Here is a 20,508-nt window from a genome sequence, read left to right as displayed (position 1 = left end):
TTCTAACCCTGCTAACCACTCACGAGGGTTGACCTGGGCAAACCGACAGCGTTGTCCTTGATCAGCGCGGAGGTCCGGCCTCGATAGGGTGGCGGGTATGGACCTGAGGATCTTCACCGAGCCACAGCAAGGCGCCAGCTACGCCGAAATCCTGCGAGCCGCGCAGGCCAGCGAGGCAGCCGGGTATGACGGATTCTTCCGTTCCGATCACTACCACGGCATGGGCGTCCCCGGTGAGCCTGGCCCGACGGACGCATGGACAACGTTGTCCGCACTGGCTGTCCAAACGGAACGCGTCAAGCTTGGAACGCTCGTCACCTCGGCCACCTTCCGCTTTCCCGGGCCGCTGGCGATCAGCGTCGCACAGGCCGACCAAATGTCCGGCGGACGAATCGAGTTCGGCCTCGGCGCGGGCTGGTTCGAGGTCGAGCACAAGGCATACGGCATCCCATTTCCACCCATCGCCGAGCGGTTCGAACGGCTCACCGAGCAGCTAGAGATCGTCACCGGACTCTGGGCGACGCCAGTCGGCGAGACGTATTCCTTCGAAGGCAAGCACTACACGCTGACCGACTCCCCCGCGCTGCCAAAACCAGCCCGGCCGATCCCGGTAATCGTCGGAGGGATGGGCGCCAAGCAGACCCCGGCTCTCGCCGCCCGGTTCGCGTCGGAGTTCAATGTGCCGTTCGCGCCGCTTGACAAGGCCAGCATGCAGTTCGAGCGAGTCGCCAAGGCCTGCGGCGACGCCGGTCGTGACCCGTCAGAGCTTGTTCTGTCCTGCGTGCACACCTTGCTGACCGGCAACACCGACGCCGAGGTCATCGCACGGGCCGCGAAGTACAACCTGCCCGAGGAGTACGCGCGGATCAATCCGCTCGCCGGCTCGACGAGCCAGATCGTCGACGCGATCGGCCAGTGGCAGGAGAAGACCGGGATCTCCCGGATCTACGTGCAGTTGCAGGACGTCAAGGACATCGAGCAGCTCGAACTGTTCGCCGCCGAGGTGCTGCCGCACGTTATTTAGACCAGTCGACCTGCAGGTCGCCCTTCTGCTTGAAAATGGCCTGCCACCAGTCGGTGTTGTCGACGTACCAGGCCACGGTCTCGGTGAGGCCGGACTCGAACTCGACGGTCGGGGCCCAGCCAAGCTGGGTCTCGATCTTCGACGGGTCGATCAGGTAGCGCCGGTCGTGGTTGGGCCGGTCGGCGACGTGCTCGATCCATTCATCCGGCTCTTTGCCCAGCTCACGCAGGACGCGGCGGACGATGTCGAGGTTGCTGACCTCGTGCCGGGCGCTGACGTCGAAGATCGGCAGCAACGCCGTGTCGGTCGCGGCACCCTCGGGAATCGGGCCGAGTTCCGCCTTGAGCACGGTGTGGATCGCCTGGCAATGGTCCAGGACGTGCAGCCAGTCGCGCATCTGCAAGCCGTCGCCGTACACCGGGACTTTGCGGCCCCGCAGGACATTGGTGATCATCAGCGGGATGAGCTTCTCGGGCAGCTGATACGGGCCGTAGTTGTTGGCGCAGTGCGTCATCCGGATGTCCAGCTCGGGATACGTCTGCATGTAAGCACGAACCATCTGGTCGCCAGCGGCTTTTGCCGCGCTGTAAGGGGTTTTGGCGTTCAGCGGGCTGGCCTCGGTGAAGGAGTGCTGTCCTTGCGGCAGTTCGCCGTAGACCTCGATGGTGGACACGTGCAGGTGCGCGGTCACCGGGACTTTCCTGCTGCACTCCAGCATCACCTGTGCACCGGTCACATTGGAGCGCACGAACGACGATGGATCCACGATCGCGCGGTCGTTGTGGCTCTCCGCCGCGAAGTTGACCACGTAGTCCGGCCGGTATCGCTCGTAGAGCGTGCGCATCTCCGTGTAGTCGGCGATGTCGACGGCCGCGAACTGGATCCGGTCGGCCACCGGGTCGAGGTTCGCCAGATTCGAGGCGAAGCCGAGGTAGTCGACCGCGATCACCTCGGCTTCAGGTTCCTTGTCCACAAGGAAGTGCACGTAGTTGGCACCGATGAACCCGGCAGCGCCAGTGATCAGATACGTCGTCACGACCCGACTATATGTGCGTTCTTCGCCAGGAACCTGGTGACCAACTGCCCAATCTCCTCGACATGGCTCTCGAGCACGAAGTGACCGCCATCGAGTAGGTGGATCTCGGCGTCCGGCTGGTCGCTGGCGAAAGCCCGTGCGCCGTCCGGCCCGAAAATGCCGTCGTTACGTCCCCACACCGCCAGCACCGGCACCCGGCTGGCGCGCAGGAACTCGTGCAGCTTCGGATAGAGCGGAGGGTTGGTGGCGTAGTCGCCGAACAGCTTCAACTGGACCTTGTCGTTGCCAGGGCGGGCGAGCAAAGCGAGATCGTGGTGCCAGGTGTCCGGGCTGACCAGGCTCTCGTCAGGTTCGCCGTGCAGGTACTGCCACTTCACGGCGTCGGCGGTGAGTGCTTGCCGGACGCCTGCCTCGCTCTCCGGAGTCTGTTCACGGTGGAAATCCCACACCGTGCGCCAGAAGTCCTCGATGAACCCGGCCTCGTAGCCGTTCCCGTTCTGCGTGATGACCGCGGTGATAGCCGCCGGATCACCCAGAGCCAGCCGCCAGCCGATGGGCGCGCCGTAGTCCTGTACGTAGATCGCGTACCGGGCGACGCCGACCTGCTTGAGCAGCCCGGCAGTCAGGTCGGCCAGCGCGTCGAAGGTGTAGTCGAACTCGTCGGCTGATGGCGCGTCGGAGTAGCCGAACCCGAGGTGGTCCGGCGCGATCACGCGATAGTCCCGCGCCAGCTCGGGGATCAGGTTGCGGAACATGAACGAGCTGGTCGGAAAGCCGTGCAGGAGCACGATGACCGGCCCGTCGGCCGGGCCTGCCTCCCGGTAGAAGAGCGTGTGACCGTTGACGGTGGCGTACCGGTGACGCGTCATCCCTAACCCCTTTGAGGTGTGTTTGATGGTTAGACCCAAGCACGCGTGCTATAACCTGTCAACAGGGTCCAAGGAGGTTAGTTAGACATGCTTGGCGATCTCGGGCGCGACGAGGCACTGTTGCTGGCGCTGCTCAACAGCGCCCCGGTGATCGACGGCACGCCCCGCGACGAACTCGACTCCGCCGAGACCTGGCTGGCCGCTCAGGGCCGGTCTCCATCGGACAACCCCGCCGCCGTCCTTCGCGAGGCACGGGACGCACTGAAAGCGGTGATCCGCGGCGAGGCCGGGGCGTCGTCGCTGGCACGGTTCCTTGCGGACGTCCGAGCCGTTCCAGCCATGACAGATAATGGTCTCAAGTGGACACTGGACTCGGATTCTGTAGCGGCACAGGCTGTTCTGGCTTGGGATTGGCTCAATTCGACGAGCCATGGGCAACTTCGCCCGTGCGCCAACTCGGAGTGCGAGCTGTTCCTCATCGACCGGAGCAAGGCCAACAACGCCCGATGGTGTTCGATGGCCGTCTGCGGCAACCGAATGAAGGCGCGTCGTCACTACCAACGATCCCGCCAGGCCTAAGAAGTATTGCGACACAAGAAAAGCCGTCAGCCCAGCCCGACCACGAACCAAACCACCCGATACAGTGAAGCTTCTTGACACAACCTTCCGTTAATCTGAACACATGAGCGAAAAGCTGACAATCACCCTGCACGAGCCTCGCCCACTTCGCGGACCTCACCTGCTGGACGCTGGGCACTGCGGGAACCTGACCAAGTTCAAGCACGCCCTCAACCGTGAGGTCATCCGCGCCGATCCCGAAGGGGCGGAGGAACGCGGAAACTGGCCAAGATCCGGCGCGATGTGACCAAATGGGACAAACCTGAAGGCCCGTCGTCGCTCACCATCACGCTACAGCCGCACGAGGCCGACTTTCACGCGCCCGCCAACCGCGCTATCGCCACAACGCCCGAGCCGTACCAGTTCCGCCGTTCTGAGCAATAACGCGATAGTGCCGCAAGAGGGAAGGCAGCTGTCTTCTCGCTGTCGGTTTGTCACCAACTCAGCGCCGCCCGGTTTCCCGGGCCATTATGTTGACGTATCCACCACGAGCCCCCGGAGTGTTTGAGTGACTGCCGACTCTGAGTTCAAGCGGCGAACCGTGCTGAAGGCCGGAAGTGCCGCCGTCACAGCGACTTTGGCGGCAGCACCTGCCGCCGCGGCCCAGCCAAGCTCGTCCTCAGTGGACATCACATTGCGGGTGAACGGCCGCGACCAGCGGTTGACCGTCGAACCGCGCGTGACGCTGCTGGACGCCCTGCGCGAACGCCTCGACCTGACCGGCACCAAGAAGGGCTGTGACCGGGGCGAGTGCGGCGCGTGCACCGTCCTCGTCGACGGGCGCCGGATCAAGTCCTGCCTCACTCTCGCGGTGATGCGGCAGAACGCCGAGATCACCACGATCGAAGGACTGGCGCAGGGCGACCGGCTGCACCCGCTGCAGGCCGCGTTCATCAGGCGCGACGCGTTCCAATGTGGAGGGTGTACGTCCGGGCAGATCATGTCCGGAGTCGCCTGCATCGACGAGGGGCACACCAAGTCGGCTGACGAGATCCGCGAGTGGATGAGCGGGAATCTCTGCCGGTGCGCGTGCTATCCCAACATCGTCGCCGCGATCCAGGATGCCGCGAAATGAGGAACTTCACGTATGCCGCGCCCCGTAACGTGGCCGACGCGGTGCGACTGGCCGGGAACCCCGACGCACGATTCATCGCGGGCGGAACAGACCTGCTGAACCTGATGAAGGACGGCGCGCAGAGCCACGGCGCGATCATCGACATCAACGGCCTGCCACTGGGTGACATCGTCCAGCGCAACGGCGTGATCCGGATCGGCGCGTTGGCCCGGATGAGCGACGTCGCCGCGCACCCGGCCATCCGCAGGTCGGCGCCCGTGGTGTCGGAGGCGCTGCTCAACTCCGCATCCCCGCAGGTCCGCAATATGGCCGCGGTCGGCGGAAACGTCCTGCAGCGGACCAGATGCGGCTACTTCCGTGACAGCGGAACCGCGTGCAACAAGAAAGTGCCCGGCAGCGGATGCCCAGCGCTCGAAGGCGAGAACCGCGGTCACGCGATCCTCGGCGGCAGCGACCACTGCATCGCCGTACACCCGTCAGACCTGGCGGTGTCTCTGCTAGCAGTGGACGCTGTGGTGCTGACCGACCGCCGACGCATCCCATTCGCCGATTTCCACGTAGTCCCCGGCGCCACCCCGGATCGGGAAACCGTGCTCGGACACGGTGAGCTGATCACGGCGTTCGAGATCCCAGTGACACCGCTCACGGCCAGGTCTCGTTACCTCAAACTGCGTGATCGCGCGACATTCGAGTTCGCGGTCGTGTCCGTCGCAGCCGCGCTGGACATGCGCGGCAACACAGTCCGGGATATCCGGCTGACCTTCGGCGGCGTCGCGACAAAGCCATGGCGCGCACCAGAAGCAGAGACAGCATTGCGCGGAAAACCCCTCACCACCACAACAATCACCGAAGCCGGACGTGCGCTCGTTCGCGGCGCGGTCACCCGTGACCACAACGCGTTCAAAGTAGAGCTCGTCCAACGAGCACTCGACGGCCTCCTGCGAGACCTAGGAGGCGTGCGATGACCGTAGGACAGCCCGTCGAACGTGTTGACGGCCACGCGAAAGTCACCGGCGGCGCGCGGTACACAGCCGACCGCACTCTGCCCGGCATGCTGTACGCCTACCTGACACTGGGCACGATCGCTCGTGGCCAAATCACGGCGGTGGACACCGCCGCCGCACGCGCGGTGCCCGGCGTCGTCGAGGTGTTCACGCACCAGAACGCGCCCCGGTTGAGCGGCCAGGGCATGCCGTTGCAGGGAACCCAGATCCAGGCCAACGGCGAGATCGTGGCCATTAGTGTCGCCGCGACGCTCGAGCAAGCGCAGGAAGCCGCCGAGCTCGTCCGGGTCACGTACGCCGCGCAAACCCCGGTAGCGGTCATCGCCGACGCGTTGTCCGAGGTGTACCTGCCCGCGAACCAGGAAGTCATCGTTGGCGACCCCACAGCGGGTCTCGCCGCGGCCGACGTCACCGTCAAGCAGAGCTATTCGAGCCCGGCGCACCACCACAATCCGATCGAGCCACATGCGTCAGTCGCGCAGTGGGACGGCGATCGCCTGACGGTGCACGAGACGAGCCAGGGCGTCGTCGGTGCCCAACGCTCTTACGCCACGACTTTCGGCATCCCGCAGACCAATGTCCGGGTGCTGGCGCCGTATCTGGGCGGTGGATTCGGCGCCAAGTCACCAGTGTGGCCGCACTCGCTGCTCAACGCCGCGATCGCCCGGCAGCTCGGGCGACCCGTCAAGATAGTGCTCGCGCGGTCCCACATGTACTCGATCGTCAGTCACCGCGCCGAGCACCAGCAAGAGATCACCCTTGGCGCCAAACGAGACGGCACGCTCACCGCGCTGGTTCACGTCAGCACCCAGCAACTGTCCCGGACCAGCGAGAACATGTTCAACCTCAGCCTCTCCAGCAGGTCGCTCTACGCGTGCCCGAACATTCAAACGCGGCAACTGGGAGTCCGCCTCGACCTTCCGACGCCCCGGTTCATGCGTTCACCGCAGATGACTGCCCACTTCGGACTGGAAACCGCGCTGGACGAGCTGAGCTACGAGCTCGGCATGGACCCGCTCGAACTGCGCAGACGCAACTACACCGACGTGAACCCGACCACCGGCCAGCGCTTCTCGAGCAAGTTCCTGCTCGACGCCTACAAGCTCGGTGCCGACGCGTTCGGCTGGTCCCGGCGCAACCCCAAGCCAGGTTCCACAAGAGACGGTCACGAGTTCGTCGGGTGGGGCATGGCGACCGAAGCACACGACCATGGCGGCAACAACTCGTCATCGTCAATGGTCAGGATGGCGCCGGACGGCACCGTGCTGAGCCAGATGGCCACCCAGGACATCGGAACGGGCACGTACACGGTCTTCACGCAGATTGTCGCGGACGCACTCGGTGTGCCGCTGAACCAGGTCAGGGTCGAACTCGCCGACTCGAACTTCCCGCCTGGGTCCATGTCGGCCGGGTCAGGAACGATCGCGAGCACCACCGGCGCGGTCAACGCGGCCGCGTTGGCCGTGCGGACCGCCGTCATCCAGCTGGCCGTGTCGAATCCCGCGTCACCACTGCATGGACTGCCCGCGGACCAGATCATCACTCAGCACGGGTACCTGTTCTCCCCAGACCGGTCCCGCCGCGAAAGCTACCGCGAGGTCATGACAAGGCACGGCGCGCCGGTCGAGAACACGAGCACGATGACCAACACCAGGGGCTACACCACAGGCGCGGTCTTCGTTGAAGTCCGTGTAGATCCACGCTACGGCCGGGTCCGCGTGACCCGCGGGGTCGCCGCGTACGACACCGGCCGCGTAATGAACCGCCAGACCGCACGCAGCCAAGTCATCGGCGGCTTCACCTGGGGCATCGGCAACGCCTTGATGGAACACACCGTGCACGACCGGCACACGGCGCGCGTGGTCAACCCCAACCTGTCGACATACCTGATCCCCGTGAACGCGGACGTGCCCGACATCCAGGCGATCTTCGTCGACAAACCAGACCCGGTCAGCACAGCGCTAGGGGCACGCGGCTTCGGCGAGACCCCCGGCACCGGCGTAGCCGCGGCTATCGGCAACGCGATCTACCACGCCACCGGCAGACGAATCCGCGATCTGCCGATCACCCAAGACAAACTGATGTAAACCAGCCAGTCGATGCGCGGGCGCTCAGACCAGCAGCGCCCTGCGCATCGACTAATGCAAGCGGCGTCCCACCCCGGGGAGCTGGTGATCGCGATCACGGCGCACAATAAGATGCATGCTTTCGACGCAAATCGGACGTTTCCGGCTCCTCGCGTTCGCTGAGGCGGTGTCCTGGGCCGGTCTGCTGATCGGCATGTTCTTCAAGTACGTCGTCGTGCAGAACGAAATCGGCGTCCAAATCTTCGGACCGATCCACGGCGTGATCTTCGTCGGCTACGTCGTCGTCACCCTGCTTGTACGCACCCCGCAACGGTGGGACGTCGGCACAACCTTCCTCGCGTTGGTCGCGAGCATCCCGCCATTTGGCACAATCCTGTTCGAGCGTTGGGCGAACAAGCGCGGCAAACTCGCCATCAGCTAAAGCAACCGCGAAACAAGCATTCAACGACGGTCAACGGCCGCAGTTCACGCGCGTCGCGCGCGGTGACCAGGTGGATCGTCGACCGCATCTCCGACCGCCTTCACGATCTCAGCAACGACCTGGCGCCGTATGCGGCGGCAACCAAGCACCGCGGCAACCAAGCACCGCGGCAAAGCCACCACGCCACTTCCCTTCGTGGCCTAGAAGGCATTTTCGTCATTTTAAAATCAACAAGGGCCGTAGTCTCAAATTTAGTGCTGCCTGCCGACCGCCATAGACCACTGGGCCCGCGGCCCCCTAGATGACTGATTCCGTGAAGATCACGTGAAGTGAGGCCGGGGCGCGGACATGAGAGGAGGGTGTTCAAGATCAATGTGTGACGAAAGAACTGAACACCCTCCTGACCGCACTCTACGTGCTCATCGACGATCACGTGGTACCACCCCGCGCCGGACGCGGCCGTCGGCCGTTGCTGTCCGACAGCGAGCTGATCACCCTGGCCGTGGCTCAGGTGCTGCTGCGGTACCCCAGCGAGCGGCGCTGGATCCGGCATATCCGCTCCAGCGCCGAGTGGCAGGTCATGTTCCCGTACCTGCCGGAGCAGTCCGGCTACCACAAGCGGCTCAAGAACGTCCATCCGTTGCTGTGCAAGGCGGTTCTTGTCCTGGCTGCGTGTTGCCCGTCCTGGTTCGACGATGTGTGGATCGCCGACGCCACCCCCGTTCCGTGCGGCATGTCGCGCGAGACGGTGAAACGCTCGGACCTGGCCGGGCACGCCGGCTACGGCTACTGCGCCGCGCATTCCCGGTTCTACTGGGGCCTGAAACTCTACCTGGTCTGCGCGGGCGACGGGATGCCGATCATGTGGTGCCTGGCCAACCCGAAGCTCGGCGAGCGCGAGGTACTCGCCGCATTGCTGGAGCGCAACCACCACCTCATCCGTTCCGGGCAGATCCTGCTGGCCGACAAAGGCTTCGCCGGCAAGCACTTCCACGAGTTGACCGCGGCGCTGGGCCTGCGACTGCTGCGCCCGGACCGCCGCGACGAGACCTACCGCCACGGCAACCTCGGCCACGTGCGCCAGTGGATCGAATCGGTCAACCAAACCCTCAAAGGCCAGCTCGACCTGGAGCACCACGGCGCCCGCACTCCAGCCGGGGTGTTCACCCGCGTCGCCCAGCGGCTATTGGCCATGGCCGCCGGGATCTGGCAGAACTGGGAAACCGGCGTGACCAGCAAGCGGTCACTGATCGCGTTCGATCACTGAACACCAATTTCACGGAATCAGTCATCTAGTCCTGGAGCCGGGAAATGGCCTCGTCAAGGCCTTCGCCACCACACCCAACCCGGCCGAAAACCTCGGCCGCGGCGGCCCCGAAACCGTCAGGAAGCCCCGCGGCCGCGAAAGTACGGCCGATCTCCTCCAGCTCAAAAGCCCACCGCCAGCCATTGGCCAGCGCGGACTGGGCCGCTGTCTCGGACCGCCCGGGCAACTCGGGCTGGCTGATCTCCCACTCGTCAACCAGGGCCTCATCCACACCGAACTCACGCGCCGCGGCCCGAATCGCAAGCAGCATCGCGGCCGTACCCTTCGTCCAGGCCGCGTACATCATCTTGAGCGCGGACGCATCGCCAGGCCGCGCCCCAAGAACCTGGGCCTGCAAGGCAGTCCCCTCGAACAAGGCGGCAACAACCCCGGCCTCCTCCCCCGCCAAATACACCCGCGTAGTCCCGGCTCGGGAGGGCGGAGGCCCAACGATCCCGCCATCCACAAACCGGGCGACGTGCCCGCCAACATCCACAGCCGTCGCCGGGCTCACCGCATTGAGATCCGCATACAACCCGGAGTAGCCGCGAAACTGCCGCACAGTCTCCAAAGCAGCGTGTGGCGGACAAATCGACAACAAGATCGAGCACGAGTCAGCCAGCCGATCCACAGTAAGACAGTCGATCAAGCCAGCCGACTCCGCCCGCCGACGCGTCTCGGCCCCTCGACCAGCGGAAACCCAGCCCACCTCAAAGCCACGGGCAACGAGAAGCCCAGCAACCGCCGCCCCCATCTGCCCCGGCTGAAGGATCCCGATCATCCGACGTAGTCAGCGAGGTGCTCGCCGGTCAAAGTCGACCGGTCGGCCACAAGCTCGGCCGGTGTCCCCTCGAAGACAATCTTGCCGCCGTCGTGACCGGCGCCCGGGCCAAGGTCGATGATCCAGTCCGCATGGGCCATCACCGCTTGATGATGCTCGATCACGATCACCGACTTACCCGATTCGACCAGGCGATCCAGCAGGCCGAGCAGGTGTTCGACGTCCGCGAGGTGCAGGCCGGTAGTCGGCTCGTCGAGGACGTAAATGCCGCCTTTCTCCGCCATGTGCGTCGCCAGCTTCAACCTCTGCCGTTCACCACCGGACAGCGTGGTCAACGGCTGACCGAGGCTGATGTAACCGAGCCCCACATCAGCAAGACGGTCCAGGATCGCGTGCGCGGCAGGCGTCCGCGCGTCCCCCGCGCCGAAGAATTTCTCCGCTTCGGTCACGGACATCGCGAGCACTTCGCTGATGTCCTTCCCCCCGAACTTGTATTCCAGCACCGATGCCTGGAAACGCTTGCCCTCGCACTCATCACAGGTCGTGGCGACGCTTGCCATGATCGCCAGCTCCGTGTAGATCACGCCGGCGCCGTTGCAGTTGGGGCACGCGCCTTCCGAGTTCGCGCTGAACAGCGCCGGTTTCACGTTGTTGGCCTTGGCGAAAGCCTTGCGGATCGGCTCCAGCAATCCTGTGTACGTCGCCGGGTTGCTCCGGCGGGAACCCTTGATCGGGGTCTGGTCGATCGCGACCACGCCGTCCAGATTGGACACCGAGCCGTGGATCAGCGAGCTCTTGCCAGAACCGGCGACGCCAGTCACAACACACAGCACACCCAGCGGGATGTCGACGTCAACATCCTGCAGGTTGTGTGTGTCAGCGCCACGCACCTCCAAGACTTCCGACGCTGTGCGCACCGATTCCTTCAGCGCCGCACGGTCGTCAAGGTGGCGGCCGGTAATGGTCCCGCTGGCACGAAGGCCATCGATAGTGCCCTCGAACATCACCTCGCCGCCCTCGGCACCTGCCCGCGGGCCAAGGTCGACAACATGGTCGGCGACCGCGATCACCTCAGGCTTGTGCTCGACCACCAGCACCGTGTTTCCCTTGTCCCGCAGGCGCATCAACGTGTCGTTCATCCGCTGGATATCGTGCGGGTGCAGCCCCGAGGTCGGCTCGTCGAAAACGTAGGTAATGTCCGTAAGGGACGATCCCAGGTGTCGGATCATCTTGGTACGCTGGGCCTCCCCACCGGAAAGCGTGCCCGTCGACCGGTCGAGGCTGAGGTAGCCAAGTCCAATCTCGACAAACGAATCCAGCGTGTGCCGCAAGGCCTTCAGCAACGGTGCCACCGACGGCTCCTTCAGGCCGCGGACCCAGTCGGCGAGGTCGCTGATCTGCATCGCACAGGCGTCAGCGATGCTGATTCGCTTGATCTTCGACGAGCGCGCCAGCTCGTTCAACCGGGTGCCGTCGCAGTCCGGGCAGACGGTGAACGTGACCGCACGGTCCACAAAGGCCCGGATGTGCGGCTGCATCGCTTCCTTGTCCTTGGACAGGAAGGACTTCTTGATTTTCGGGATGATGCCCTCGTAGGTCAGGTTCACGCCGTCGACCTTGACCTTGGTCGGCTCCCCGTACAGGAAGTCGCGCAGCTCCTTCTTGGTGTACTTGCGAATCGGCTTGGTCGGGTCGACAAACCCCGACTGCACGTACATCTTCACGGTCCACGGGCTGTCCAGCTTCCAGCCTGGGATCGTGATCGCGCCCTCCACCAAGGACTTCGAGTCGTCGTAGAGCTGCGTGAGGTCGATGTCATTCACCGTGCCGCGGCCTTCGCAACGCGTGCACATGCCGCCGGTGATGCTGAAGGAACGCCGCTCCTTCACGGTCTCCCCGCCGCGTTCGATGGTGACCGCGCCCGCGCCGCTGATCGAGGCGACGTTGAACGAGTACGCCTTGGGCGAACCGATGTGCGGCTTGCCAAGCCTGCTGAACAGGATGCGCAGCATCGCGTTGGTGTCGGTGACCGTGCCGACCGTCGAGCGTGGGTCTGAGCCCATCCGCTGCTGGTCGACGATGATCGCGGTGGTCAGCCCGTCGAGCACGTCGACGTCCGGCCGCGCCTGCGTCGGCATGAAGCCCTGGATGAAGGCGCTGTAGGTCTCGTTGATCAGCCGCTGTGACTCGGCCGCGATCGTGTCGAAGACCAGCGAGCTCTTGCCCGACCCCGACACACCGGTGAACACCGTGAGTCTGCGTTTCGGGATGTCGATGCTGACATCCTTGAGGTTGTTCTCGCGCGCGCCGTGCACGCTGATCAACTCGTGGGTGTCCGCGACGTGCGGGGTGGACGACGGCGTGGCGGTCCTGCGGGCCTTGCTCAACTCATTGTCTCCATCTACTCGGGCGGGGACCGCCTCGCTCGGGCTCGATCAGCGAATTTCTTGCAACCGGATCATGTTGCCCGCGGGGTCACGGAACGCGCAGTCGCGAACACCGTACGGCTGGTCGATCGGCTCCTGGATCACCTCGGCGTCGCTGGCCTGCAGCTGCGCGAAGGTGCCATCGACGTCCTTGGTGGCCAGTACGATGCCGCCATAAGTGCCCTTGGCCATCATCTCGGTGATGACGCGGCGTTCATCGTCGGTGATGCCAGGGTCGACGCCCGGCGGGTGCAGCACGATGTTGATGTCCGGCTGTCCTGGCGGACCGACCGTGATCCAGCGCAGGCCGTTGTACCCGACGTCGTTACGGACCTCGAAACCGAGCGCGTCCCGGTAGAACGCCAGCGCGGCGTCTGGATCGTCATGCGGCAGGAAACTCGCGTGAATTGAGATGTCCATGGAGGTCACACTAGGTGCGGCTGGCGACCGATGCTTCTTTATTCCTGATCGGTCTGGTCACGTATTTGGCCACGCAGGACGGTATGCCCGCGGTCGTGCGACCCTCCTGGGCGCGATAGGTGCTCGGTGGCACGCCGACCAGCTCGGTGAACCGCGTGCTGAACGTGCCCAGCGACGAGCAGCCCACCTCGAAGCAGACCTCGGTGACGCTGAGGTCGCCACGACGCAGCAGTGCCATCGCGCGCTCGATGCGTCGAGTCATGAGGTAGCTGTACGGCGACTCACCGTATGCGGCCCGGAACTGACGGCTGAGATGACCGGCTGACATGTTCACCGCGTGTGCCAAGGCCTCGACGTTCAGCGGTTGCGCGTACTCCCGGTCGATCTGGTCACGTACACGACGCAGCCGTACGAGGTCGCTCTTGCGCTGCTCGTCGGTCGGTCGGCTGGTCACGTCCGCGATCGTGCCATATGCGATGTGCTCACCGCGAAATCTGATCGCGCTTGCGGGTGACTTTCTTCAGCACACGTCCCACATAAAGCACCGCGGCCGCGAGAACGCCGATGTCGTCGATCAAGACCGGGTCCGGCAGGGCATCAATCGGTGACAGCGCGTAGATGATCGAGCCGTAGTACGAGATCTTGGCCGACACCGGCACGTCAGGCTGATGCACCTTCCGGTGCCGCCGGATCATGGCGATCGCGAGGCCGAGCACCACGAGGGCACTGACGATGACCACCACGAGCGCCACGACACCAAGGGCGGACAGGACATCCCAGCCTGCGTCCGGCATCGGCAGTCCTCACTTCGACGGCGACAGCTTCCAGATCCTGATGATCTTGTCGTCGGCGCCGCTGGCGATCCGTGTTCCAGCGGCGTCCCACACCACTGTATTCACACTTCCCGCCGAGCCGATGAGAACCGCGCGGATTCGTCTGGTTGCCACATCCCACAACTGGATGGTGTTGCCATGGCCCCACGCGGCGATGGTCTTGCCGTCCGGGCTGTAGGCGACCGAAGCGAGCGTGATGTCGTCGTTGCGGTCGTAGAAAGCAACGCTCTCACCAGTGGACACGTCGTAGACCCGCAGGCTGTTGGTCCCGTCGGCGTCGGGGACCGCGAGGTGCTTCCCGTCCGGCGAGAACGAGATGTCGCTGCCGGTCGCGTCGTCGATGCTACGGATGGTCCGGCCGGTCGCGGGGTCGACGATCCGGACCTCTTCCTTGCCTGAGCCGCAGTAGGCGAGCATGGAGCCGTCCGGGCTGAAGACGATGTTACGGTCGCCGCCCTCGGCGGGCAGCCCGATTTTGACCTGCCTGGTGGCGACGTCCCAAAGCTTCACCGAGCCGCCGTGCGTCACCCCGGCCACCACCTTGCCGTCCGGACTGAACGACAGGTGCCGCATGATCGAACGGCTTTCCGGCAGCGGACCGATGAGCTGACGGTCCGCGACGTTCCACAACCTCGTGCTTTCGTTCAGGTGGTTACCGCCCAAGGCCAGCAGCTTGCCGTCGGGACTGAACGCAACGGCACGCACCGAACCGCCGCCAGGCCCAGCCGGGCCGACGAGGGTCGCCACCTGCTGTCCGGTCGCCGCGTCCCACAACCGGGCCGTCGGAGCGTCGGGCAGACCGTCGTCGCCGCTGGCGAGCAGCTTGCCGTCCGGGCTGAAGGCCACCGAGGTCACGTCGTCTTCGTGCCCGGTCAGCTGGATGTGGTCGGTGATCTCGGCCGGTTTTTCCGGCTGGCCCGCAGCACTTGTCTTGGCCTGGGTGTCGGTCGTCCTTGCTGGGCTCTCTTCCCCGCCGAGACCCGTGGAATTGGCAGTGTTGCTGGGAGTTTTGTCCTCCCCTTCCTTGCCACTGAGGATCCACGCCGCCGACGCGCCGATCGCCACCAGCGCGGCACCTCCGGCGAGCAACATCGTGCGCCTGCTCGTGCCACGCTTGGCCGGTGGGATCCCCGGGGCGTGAATCCGCTCGGTCACCATGCCGCTGTCGCCACCGGCCAACATGGTCGCGACCTGTTCCGCGGTCGCGCGCTCGTTGGGATCCTTACGCAGCAACGCGTTGAGCAGTCCGGTAAGGCGTCCAGCGCGCGTCGGCGGAAGTGGATCCCTGGTGAGCAAAGCCGAAAGCGTCGCCATGAAATCGGGGCCGTCGTAGGGCGGACGGCCTTCCAGTGCGGCGTAAAGCGTCGCGCCCAACGACCAGAAGTCGGACGCGGGCGTCACGGGCGCGCCGGTCCCCTGCTCTGGAGCCATGTACGCGGGCGTGCCCACGATCGTGCCGGACGTGGTGAGCTGAACGTCACCCATCAACCGAGCGATCCCGAAATCGGTGATCACGACCCGGTCCTCGGTGAGCAAAACGTTGGCAGGCTTGAGATCCCGATGCACGATCCCGGCACGATGGGCCACGCGCAGCGCGTCGAGCATCGCAAGACCGATGTACGCCACCTGCTCGACGGGCAGCGGCCCCTGCGCCCGGACAGCGTCCGAAAGCGACCCACCGCGCACGAACTCCATCACGATCATCGGAGAGCCGTTGTGCTGCACGACATCGTGCACCGTGACGATGCCAGGGTGGTTGAGCCGGCCTGCCGCCCGCGCCTCCCGCATCGCGCGCTCGCAGAGCATCGTCCGCTGGGCATCGTCGAGCCCTGGCGGCAGCAGCAGCTCCTTGATCGCCACTTCGCGGCCGATGAGTTCGTCGTGCCCCAGCCAGACTCGGCCCATTCCGCCTGCCCCGATCACCCGCACCAGACGGTACCTTTGGGCGACCAGCATTCCCGTTCCATCGGTCACGGGGGCGCAGCTTAGGTCCAGTTGGCCGCCCATCCGGCCGATCTCCCCATTGTCTGCCCCATCGCGCAGCCTTGACGGTCCTAACCGGACACGCCATCCGCCGGGCGGCGCGTCAGGAGTGCGTGGTGGCCGAGCACGAGTGCTGCGGGGATCGCCTGCGGTGGCAGGTCGGTCACGTAGTCCGCGACGGGCGCGCCCAGGACGATCACCCACAACGCCGGATGGTCCCATGGTTGTACGGGTTGGCGGTTGTGGCCGATCTGGCCCCACGGCTTGGCGCGGGCGACCCAGGCCATGAACGCGATCGCGGCGATCATGAGAACAGCGCCCCATATCAACGCGTCGCTGGGAATCGGCTGGCGCGCCGCAGTCGCCAGCCAGCGGCCGAACGTCGCTCTCCCGCCTAGCGCACAACCGAGCGCCAGGACGATTTTCACGGTGACCCACCAGAACCTGGTGTAGCCCCATGGTGTCAGCCCGGCCAACATCAGCAAACGTGGCAACGGGCATCACGCCCCCACGCTAAGGCAACGACGCGACACCGACATCCCGCGTTGGACGTACCCGAACCCTGCCGCGCACGCAGTACATCACTCGAAGTGCCTGGCAACGTGATCCCGGAACCGCAAGGCTGCCACAGACAGGTATCCGTCCTCCCGCCACGCAACACTGAGTACCCGGCGGCAGTCCGGATCGTCGACCTCCACCCACGAAACCGGAGTCGCAGCCGACGTCAACCGGCCGACGGAAGGAACCAGCCCGATTCCGAGCCCAGCGCCGATGAGTTCAAAAAGGACACTGGGCTCATCCCCTTCACAAACAACGGAAAGCTCGACCCCAGCCGTGGCGAAAAGCCGTTCGACGAGCGCCCGCTGCCAAAACCCAGGCCGGGTGGTGAGAAACGGCTCCCCAGCGAGCTCGGCCACACCAACCCGCGACCGCCCGGCAAGCCGATGCCCAACGGGGACACACAGCAACACAGGCTCATCCAGCAAAACCTGACTCTCAATCCCCTGCCCTGGCAACGGTTGCGAGGCAACGCACAGATCGACATCCCCGGCCCGCAGTTGCTGAGCCATCATCGCGGCCGACGACTGCACCAGCCGCACGTCCACCAAAGGATGATCGGCGACGAAAGACCGGAGTGGCTCGACGAGAGGGATCAGCGTCTCAGCAGCCAACGTGACCGTGCCACCCGAAAGCCCGACGGCGTCCACGAGCTCCTGCCGGGCATCGTCGAGTTCGGCCAGCACACGGTCGACTCGGCGCAGAAAAGCCGCCCCGAACCGGTTGAGCCGGATCCGGCGCCCGCGCCGGTCGAACAGAGGCACCCCAAGGTCGCTCTCCAACCTGGCCAGGGTCCGACTGAGCGACGGCTGGGCGACTCGTAGCTGGTCGGCGGCCCGGCCGACGTGTTCAAGCCGGGCAACGGCCTGGAAGTACCGGAGTGCCAGGAGATCCACGCTGATGCCTCACCTGTTATGAACAGATAACGAATCTTGTCTTGGACAGCATAAGCCGTCCGCTCATACGTTCGGCTACGTGACTGAAACCGTGCCAGCACCCAGGACACTGCTGGTGACTCGAATACTCGTCAGTGCTCACCTAGTCGCGATCATCGGCCAGCCGATCTTCGCGGGTGGCTACCTCGGCGGCGACTACGACATGCTCTGGCTGCACCGATGGGGCGCCGACACCGTGTCGTTCCTGAGCGTCGCACAGGTCGTAGCCGCGCTTGTGCTGTGGCTGTCCCGCGGGCCTCGGTGGGTCTTCGTGGCGAGCGTGCTCATCCTCCTCGGTGAGACCGCGCAGTACTTCGCGGGCGTCGCGGGCGCGCCTGACCTGCACATACCTCTCGGCGTCGCGCTCGTCACCGGCATGGCGCTGACGACCATCGGCATCTGGCGGGTGGCCCCGTGAACGGTCTTCCCCGACGGACATTCCTGAGCTTGGCCGGTGGCATCTTGCTCACGGCAGGGCTCGCCGGACCGAGACTGCTCCGAACCGAGGCCACCGGGGAACTGCTGCGCAGCAAGATTCCCCTGCCCGAGCCGTTCACGGTGCCGCTGCCGATCCCACGCGTGCTCAGTCCACTGAGGACCGATGAAGCCGATCGATACACGATCACCCAACGACCGGCCACGGCCGAGATCATCCCTGGCGTCCACACCCCGATTTGGGGATACGAAGGCATATTCCCCGGACCGACGATCGAGTCACGGCGGGACCGGACAACGATTGTCCACCACCGCAACGAACTTCCGGTCCCGACAGTCGTCCACTTGCACGGCGGTCACACACCAGCCGACGACGACGGTTACCCGACAGACCTTGTGCTGCCGGTGTCCGGCTGGGACCACAGTGGACACACGATGCACGACGCCCGCGCCCGGATCACCCAAGGCGCCCGTGATTACGTCTTTCCGATGCGCCAGCGCGCGGCGACGCTCTGGTACCACGATCACCGGATGGATTTCACCGGTCCTGCCGTCTATCGAGGCCTTGCCGGGTTCCATCTCGTCCGTGACGCGGAGGAAGACGCGCTGGGCCTGCCGTCGGGCGACCGCGAGTTGCCGCTGATGATCGCCGACCGCGCGTTCGATGAGGACGGCGCCCTCATGTACCCGTCCATCGACCGGACTCTGCGCTCTGTACCAGGCGTGGAGGACGCGTACGTCGAGGGTGTGTTCGGCGACGTCGTTCTGGTCAACGGCGCGCCTTGGCCGGTTCACGAGGTCTCGGCAACCAAGTACCGTCTCAGGTTCCTGAACGGATCCAATGCGCGCCGCTACGACCTGGCGCTGGAACCAGGCGGACAGTTCGTGCAGATCGGCAGCGACCAAGGCTTGTTGGACACGCCGCGCAGCCACGATCACCTTCCCATCGCGCCAGCGGAACGGTACGACGTGATCGTCGACTTTGGACAGTATCCGGTCGGCACCCAGGTCACCCTTGTCAACCGCCTCGGCACTGGGTCGACCGCACAGGTTATGCGGTTCGTCGTGGCCCGCCGTGGATCGGACGACTTTCGAATCCCGGCGAAGCTCAGTGAGATCGAGCCGCTCACCCGTGAGCACGCCTCGGCGATCCGCGAGTTCTCCTTCCGCGCTGGTCATTTCCACGGCCGCCGGGGATGGGTCATCGGTGGCGAGCCGTTCTCGCCCGACCGGATGGAAGCCCGGCCGAAGCTCGGCGATACGGAGATCTGGCGCTTCGTCGCCGATGTCCACCATCCCGTGCACATGCACCTGGTCGGTTTCCAGATCCTGTCGCGGGGCACGCTGCCACCAGGGCAGTTCGACGGCGGGATCAAGGACACCGTCGACTTGAGCCCTGGCGAGGCGGTCGAGGTCATCGCGCGGTTCGACGACTATCGCGGCCGGTTCGTGTTCCACTGCCACAACGCCGAGCACGAGGACATGGCGATGATGGCGAACTTCGAAGTGACCTGACGAGCGGGTACGGTGGTGGGCCGACCAATGAGGGAGTAAGCGGGTTGTCAACCGAGGGCATGAGCGTCGACGAGGCCATCAGGGCGATGCTGCTGCTCATGCCCAGAGTCACGGCGCGGCTCAAGCGTACGAAGATCCCGGAACAGCTGCAGTCGATGAACCTGGCGCCCCGGCACCTGTCGATGCTGTCCTACCTCATGTTCGACGGCCCGATGACAGTCAACCAGCTCGCCGCGCGCCTTGAGGTCGCGCCGACGACCGTCAGCCTGATGGTCAGCGATCTGAGCAAACACGGCGCCATCGACCGCCGGACTGACCCGGCCGACCGGCGCCGCACGATCGTCGCGATCACTGACGACCCCGAGACCCGTACGGCGATCAACAACTGGCTCGCGAACGGCGCGGTGGCGTGGCAGAAGGCATTCGAGCCGCTCTCCCCGAAGGACCGGGCGATGTTCGTACGAACGATCGAGGCCTACGAAGGCAACGGCTGAGGCACCGGCGTGCTGGCGATGCCATTGATCAACATTCGAAAGTTCCAAGACAGCCGCTCTTGCGGCGTACCGCTGAGCAACTGGTCCGCCAAAGCGTGCACCTGCGGATAGGCCTGTCCGTCCACTTCGTGCAGTGCACGCGTCATCGCGTCCCATTGCTGCTGAGCACGCGCCTGCGACTGTGCACGGGTTGACGCCTCAGCGGCAGTCGCGGTGGCCGACTGCAACAGAATGTCCACACCCCACGCGGCCTGGGCCGCTGGCACGCCACCCTCATCCAGCAGAGCGAGCAATCGCTCCAGCAACCGCAGGTAGTTCTCCCCGCTAGGCCGCGCAACCAAGGCCGCGCGGGCCAGTTCCGGGTGCGTGAACAGCACCAAGGTGTACGAGCTGAGCACCCCAACCAGCCGCTCGCGCCAGTCGTCGCCGCGAGCGGCCGTCTCCAAATCCACCTCGCCGAGCAAGTCGTCGAGGATCGCGGCGTGCAGCTCATCGGTGTTGGCCACGTAGACGTAAAGCGAGGCCGGGCCGGTGTCCAATTCCTGCGCCAACCGCCGCATGGTCACCTTCGCCAGCCCCTCGGCGCGCAGGATCTCGACAGCCGTCGCCACGATTCCCGCGCGGGTCAGCGCAGGTTTGGCTGGCCGTTCGCGTCGGCTGATCGGATTTCTCGACCGGGGTGGCATGG

General features: G+C 65.3%; 22 protein-coding genes. 11 read left to right on the top strand and 11 right to left on the bottom strand.

The window, feature by feature from the left end:
- Nucleotides 1-97 precede the first annotated feature (97 nt).
- Nucleotides 98-1,024 (top strand): LLM class F420-dependent oxidoreductase, encoded by a 927-nt coding sequence (locus LWC34_RS50440; protein ID WP_233733276.1) that lies wholly within the window; start codon nucleotides 98-100, stop codon nucleotides 1,022-1,024.
- Here LWC34_RS50440 and rfbB read toward each other — a convergent pair.
- Complete coding sequence (gene rfbB / locus LWC34_RS50435) at nucleotides 1,017-2,060, bottom strand: dTDP-glucose 4,6-dehydratase (RefSeq protein ID WP_233733275.1); 1,044 nt, start codon at nucleotides 2,058-2,060, stop codon at nucleotides 1,017-1,019. The genes LWC34_RS50440 and rfbB overlap by 8 nt on opposite strands.
- Nucleotides 2,057-2,929: an alpha/beta fold hydrolase gene (locus LWC34_RS50430; RefSeq protein ID WP_233733274.1), complete on the bottom strand. Its 873-nt coding sequence runs from the start codon at nucleotides 2,927-2,929 to the stop codon at nucleotides 2,057-2,059. The genes rfbB and LWC34_RS50430 overlap by 4 nt, the downstream gene beginning before the upstream one ends.
- Nucleotides 2,930-3,016: 87 nt before the next feature.
- On the opposite strand from LWC34_RS50430, the gene LWC34_RS50425 reads away from it, so the two are divergent.
- The 7 genes from LWC34_RS50425 (at nucleotide 3,017) to LWC34_RS50395 (ending at nucleotide 9,401) form a co-directional block, all read left to right on the top strand.
- Nucleotides 3,017-3,508, top strand: coding sequence for a CGNR zinc finger domain-containing protein (locus LWC34_RS50425; RefSeq protein WP_233733273.1), 492 nt, complete (start codon nucleotides 3,017-3,019; stop codon nucleotides 3,506-3,508).
- Between the two features lie 103 nt (nucleotides 3,509-3,611).
- Nucleotides 3,612-3,794: a hypothetical protein gene (locus tag LWC34_RS50420; RefSeq protein WP_233733272.1), complete on the top strand. Its 183-nt coding sequence runs from the start codon at nucleotides 3,612-3,614 to the stop codon at nucleotides 3,792-3,794.
- Between the two features lie 261 nt (nucleotides 3,795-4,055).
- Entirely contained in the window at nucleotides 4,056-4,622 is a 567-nt protein-coding gene (locus LWC34_RS50415; protein ID WP_308200272.1) for a (2Fe-2S)-binding protein, read from the top strand.
- Nucleotides 4,619-5,587 (top strand): FAD binding domain-containing protein, encoded by a 969-nt coding sequence (locus LWC34_RS50410; protein ID WP_233733271.1) that lies wholly within the window; start codon nucleotides 4,619-4,621, stop codon nucleotides 5,585-5,587. Before LWC34_RS50415 ends, LWC34_RS50410 begins: the two co-directional genes overlap by 4 nt.
- The gene (locus tag LWC34_RS50405; protein WP_233733270.1) at nucleotides 5,584-7,713 is read left to right on the top strand and encodes a xanthine dehydrogenase family protein molybdopterin-binding subunit; all 2,130 of its coding nucleotides are present in this window, start codon (nucleotides 5,584-5,586) and stop codon (nucleotides 7,711-7,713) included. Before LWC34_RS50410 ends, LWC34_RS50405 begins: the two co-directional genes overlap by 4 nt.
- A 115-nt stretch (nucleotides 7,714-7,828) precedes the next feature.
- Entirely contained in the window at nucleotides 7,829-8,134 is a 306-nt protein-coding gene (locus LWC34_RS50400; RefSeq protein WP_233733269.1) for a DUF3817 domain-containing protein, read from the top strand.
- Between the two features lie 376 nt (nucleotides 8,135-8,510).
- A complete protein-coding gene (locus LWC34_RS50395; RefSeq protein WP_233723300.1) occupies nucleotides 8,511-9,401 on the top strand; it encodes an IS982 family transposase in 891 nt (296 codons plus the stop codon).
- Between the two features lie 25 nt (nucleotides 9,402-9,426).
- Here LWC34_RS50395 and LWC34_RS50390 read toward each other — a convergent pair whose 3' ends face one another.
- The 8 genes from LWC34_RS50390 to LWC34_RS50355 all read right to left on the bottom strand — a co-directional run bounded on the left by LWC34_RS50390 (nucleotide 9,427) and on the right by LWC34_RS50355 (nucleotide 17,337).
- Nucleotides 9,427-10,071 carry a DUF1932 domain-containing protein gene (locus LWC34_RS50390; RefSeq protein ID WP_233733267.1) on the bottom strand — a complete coding sequence of 215 codons (645 nt, stop codon included), beginning with the start codon at nucleotides 10,069-10,071 and terminating at the stop codon, nucleotides 9,427-9,429.
- 146 nt (nucleotides 10,072-10,217) lie between these two features.
- Nucleotides 10,218-12,608, bottom strand: coding sequence for an ATP-binding cassette domain-containing protein (locus tag LWC34_RS50385; protein ID WP_233733265.1), 2,391 nt, complete (start codon nucleotides 12,606-12,608; stop codon nucleotides 10,218-10,220).
- Nucleotides 12,609-12,656: 48 nt separating this feature from the next.
- Nucleotides 12,657-13,067: a VOC family protein gene (locus tag LWC34_RS50380; RefSeq protein ID WP_233733264.1), complete on the bottom strand. Its 411-nt coding sequence runs from the start codon at nucleotides 13,065-13,067 to the stop codon at nucleotides 12,657-12,659.
- A 10-nt stretch (nucleotides 13,068-13,077) separates the two neighbouring features.
- Entirely contained in the window at nucleotides 13,078-13,521 is a 444-nt protein-coding gene (locus LWC34_RS50375) for a helix-turn-helix transcriptional regulator (protein ID WP_233733263.1), read from the bottom strand.
- Between the two features lie 28 nt (nucleotides 13,522-13,549).
- Nucleotides 13,550-13,861, bottom strand: a complete 312-nt coding sequence (locus LWC34_RS50370; protein WP_233733262.1) for a YkvA family protein — start codon at nucleotides 13,859-13,861, stop codon at nucleotides 13,550-13,552.
- A gap of 9 nt (nucleotides 13,862-13,870) precedes the next feature.
- Nucleotides 13,871-15,874 carry a WD40 repeat domain-containing serine/threonine protein kinase gene (locus tag LWC34_RS50365; RefSeq protein WP_233733261.1) on the bottom strand — a complete coding sequence of 668 codons (2,004 nt, stop codon included), beginning with the start codon at nucleotides 15,872-15,874 and terminating at the stop codon, nucleotides 13,871-13,873.
- A gap of 80 nt (nucleotides 15,875-15,954) precedes the next feature.
- Nucleotides 15,955-16,362 (bottom strand): hypothetical protein, encoded by a 408-nt coding sequence (locus LWC34_RS50360; RefSeq protein WP_233733260.1) that lies wholly within the window; start codon nucleotides 16,360-16,362, stop codon nucleotides 15,955-15,957.
- Nucleotides 16,363-16,464: 102 nt separating this feature from the next.
- Nucleotides 16,465-17,337, bottom strand: coding sequence for a LysR substrate-binding domain-containing protein (locus tag LWC34_RS50355; protein WP_233733259.1), 873 nt, complete (start codon nucleotides 17,335-17,337; stop codon nucleotides 16,465-16,467).
- A 79-nt stretch (nucleotides 17,338-17,416) separates the two neighbouring features.
- On the opposite strand from LWC34_RS50355, the gene LWC34_RS50350 reads away from it, so the two are divergent.
- Genes LWC34_RS50350 through LWC34_RS50340 form a run of 3 tightly spaced genes read left to right on the top strand, consistent with a single transcriptional unit; the run spans nucleotide 17,417 to nucleotide 19,820 of the window.
- Nucleotides 17,417-17,794, top strand: coding sequence for a hypothetical protein (locus LWC34_RS50350; RefSeq protein WP_233733258.1), 378 nt, complete (start codon nucleotides 17,417-17,419; stop codon nucleotides 17,792-17,794).
- On the top strand, nucleotides 17,791-19,326 hold the full coding sequence (locus LWC34_RS50345; RefSeq protein ID WP_233733257.1) for a multicopper oxidase family protein: 1,536 nt from the start codon (nucleotides 17,791-17,793) through the stop codon (nucleotides 19,324-19,326). The genes LWC34_RS50350 and LWC34_RS50345 overlap by 4 nt, the downstream gene beginning before the upstream one ends.
- Nucleotides 19,327-19,385: 59 nt before the next feature.
- Nucleotides 19,386-19,820 (top strand): MarR family winged helix-turn-helix transcriptional regulator, encoded by a 435-nt coding sequence (locus LWC34_RS50340; protein ID WP_372496837.1) that lies wholly within the window; start codon nucleotides 19,386-19,388, stop codon nucleotides 19,818-19,820.
- Here the strand turns inward: LWC34_RS50340 and LWC34_RS50335 are convergent.
- On the bottom strand, nucleotides 19,802-20,506 hold the full coding sequence (locus LWC34_RS50335) for a TetR/AcrR family transcriptional regulator (RefSeq protein WP_233733254.1): 705 nt from the start codon (nucleotides 20,504-20,506) through the stop codon (nucleotides 19,802-19,804). The two genes, LWC34_RS50340 and LWC34_RS50335, sit on opposite strands and share 19 nt — an antisense overlap.
- Nucleotides 20,507-20,508 lie beyond the last annotated feature (2 nt).

Source organism: Kibdelosporangium philippinense (assembly GCF_021390435.2).
GTDB classification, from domain to species: domain Bacteria; phylum Actinomycetota; class Actinomycetes; order Mycobacteriales; family Pseudonocardiaceae; genus Kibdelosporangium; species Kibdelosporangium philippinense.
This window is presented reverse-complemented; position numbering and strand designations above follow the sequence as displayed.

Bases quoted from the DNA above. Each gene is read 5' to 3' on its own strand.
- LWC34_RS50420 (WP_233733272.1), top strand. From the start codon at position 3,612: ATGAGCGAAAAGCTGACAATCACCCTGCACGAGCCTCGCCCACTTCGC.
- LWC34_RS50425 (WP_233733273.1), top strand. From the start codon at position 3,017: ATGCTTGGCGATCTCGGGCGCGACGAGGCACTGTTGCTGGCGCTGCTC.
- LWC34_RS50400 (WP_233733269.1), top strand. From the start codon at position 7,829: ATGCTTTCGACGCAAATCGGACGTTTCCGGCTCCTCGCGTTCGCTGAG.
- LWC34_RS50370 (WP_233733262.1), bottom strand. From the start codon at position 13,861: ATGCCGGACGCAGGCTGGGATGTCCTGTCCGCCCTTGGTGTCGTGGCG.
- LWC34_RS50440 (WP_233733276.1), top strand. From the start codon at position 98: ATGGACCTGAGGATCTTCACCGAGCCACAGCAAGGCGCCAGCTACGCC.
- LWC34_RS50430 (WP_233733274.1), bottom strand. From the start codon at position 2,929: ATGACGCGTCACCGGTACGCCACCGTCAACGGTCACACGCTCTTCTAC.
- LWC34_RS50380 (WP_233733264.1), bottom strand. From the start codon at position 13,067: ATGGACATCTCAATTCACGCGAGTTTCCTGCCGCATGACGATCCAGAC.
- LWC34_RS50340 (WP_372496837.1), top strand. From the start codon at position 19,386: ATGAGCGTCGACGAGGCCATCAGGGCGATGCTGCTGCTCATGCCCAGA.
- LWC34_RS50410 (WP_233733271.1), top strand. From the start codon at position 4,619: ATGAGGAACTTCACGTATGCCGCGCCCCGTAACGTGGCCGACGCGGTG.
- LWC34_RS50405 (WP_233733270.1), top strand. From the start codon at position 5,584: ATGACCGTAGGACAGCCCGTCGAACGTGTTGACGGCCACGCGAAAGTC.
- LWC34_RS50360 (WP_233733260.1), bottom strand. From the start codon at position 16,362: ATGTTGGCCGGGCTGACACCATGGGGCTACACCAGGTTCTGGTGGGTC.
- LWC34_RS50335 (WP_233733254.1), bottom strand. From the start codon at position 20,506: ATGCCACCCCGGTCGAGAAATCCGATCAGCCGACGCGAACGGCCAGCC.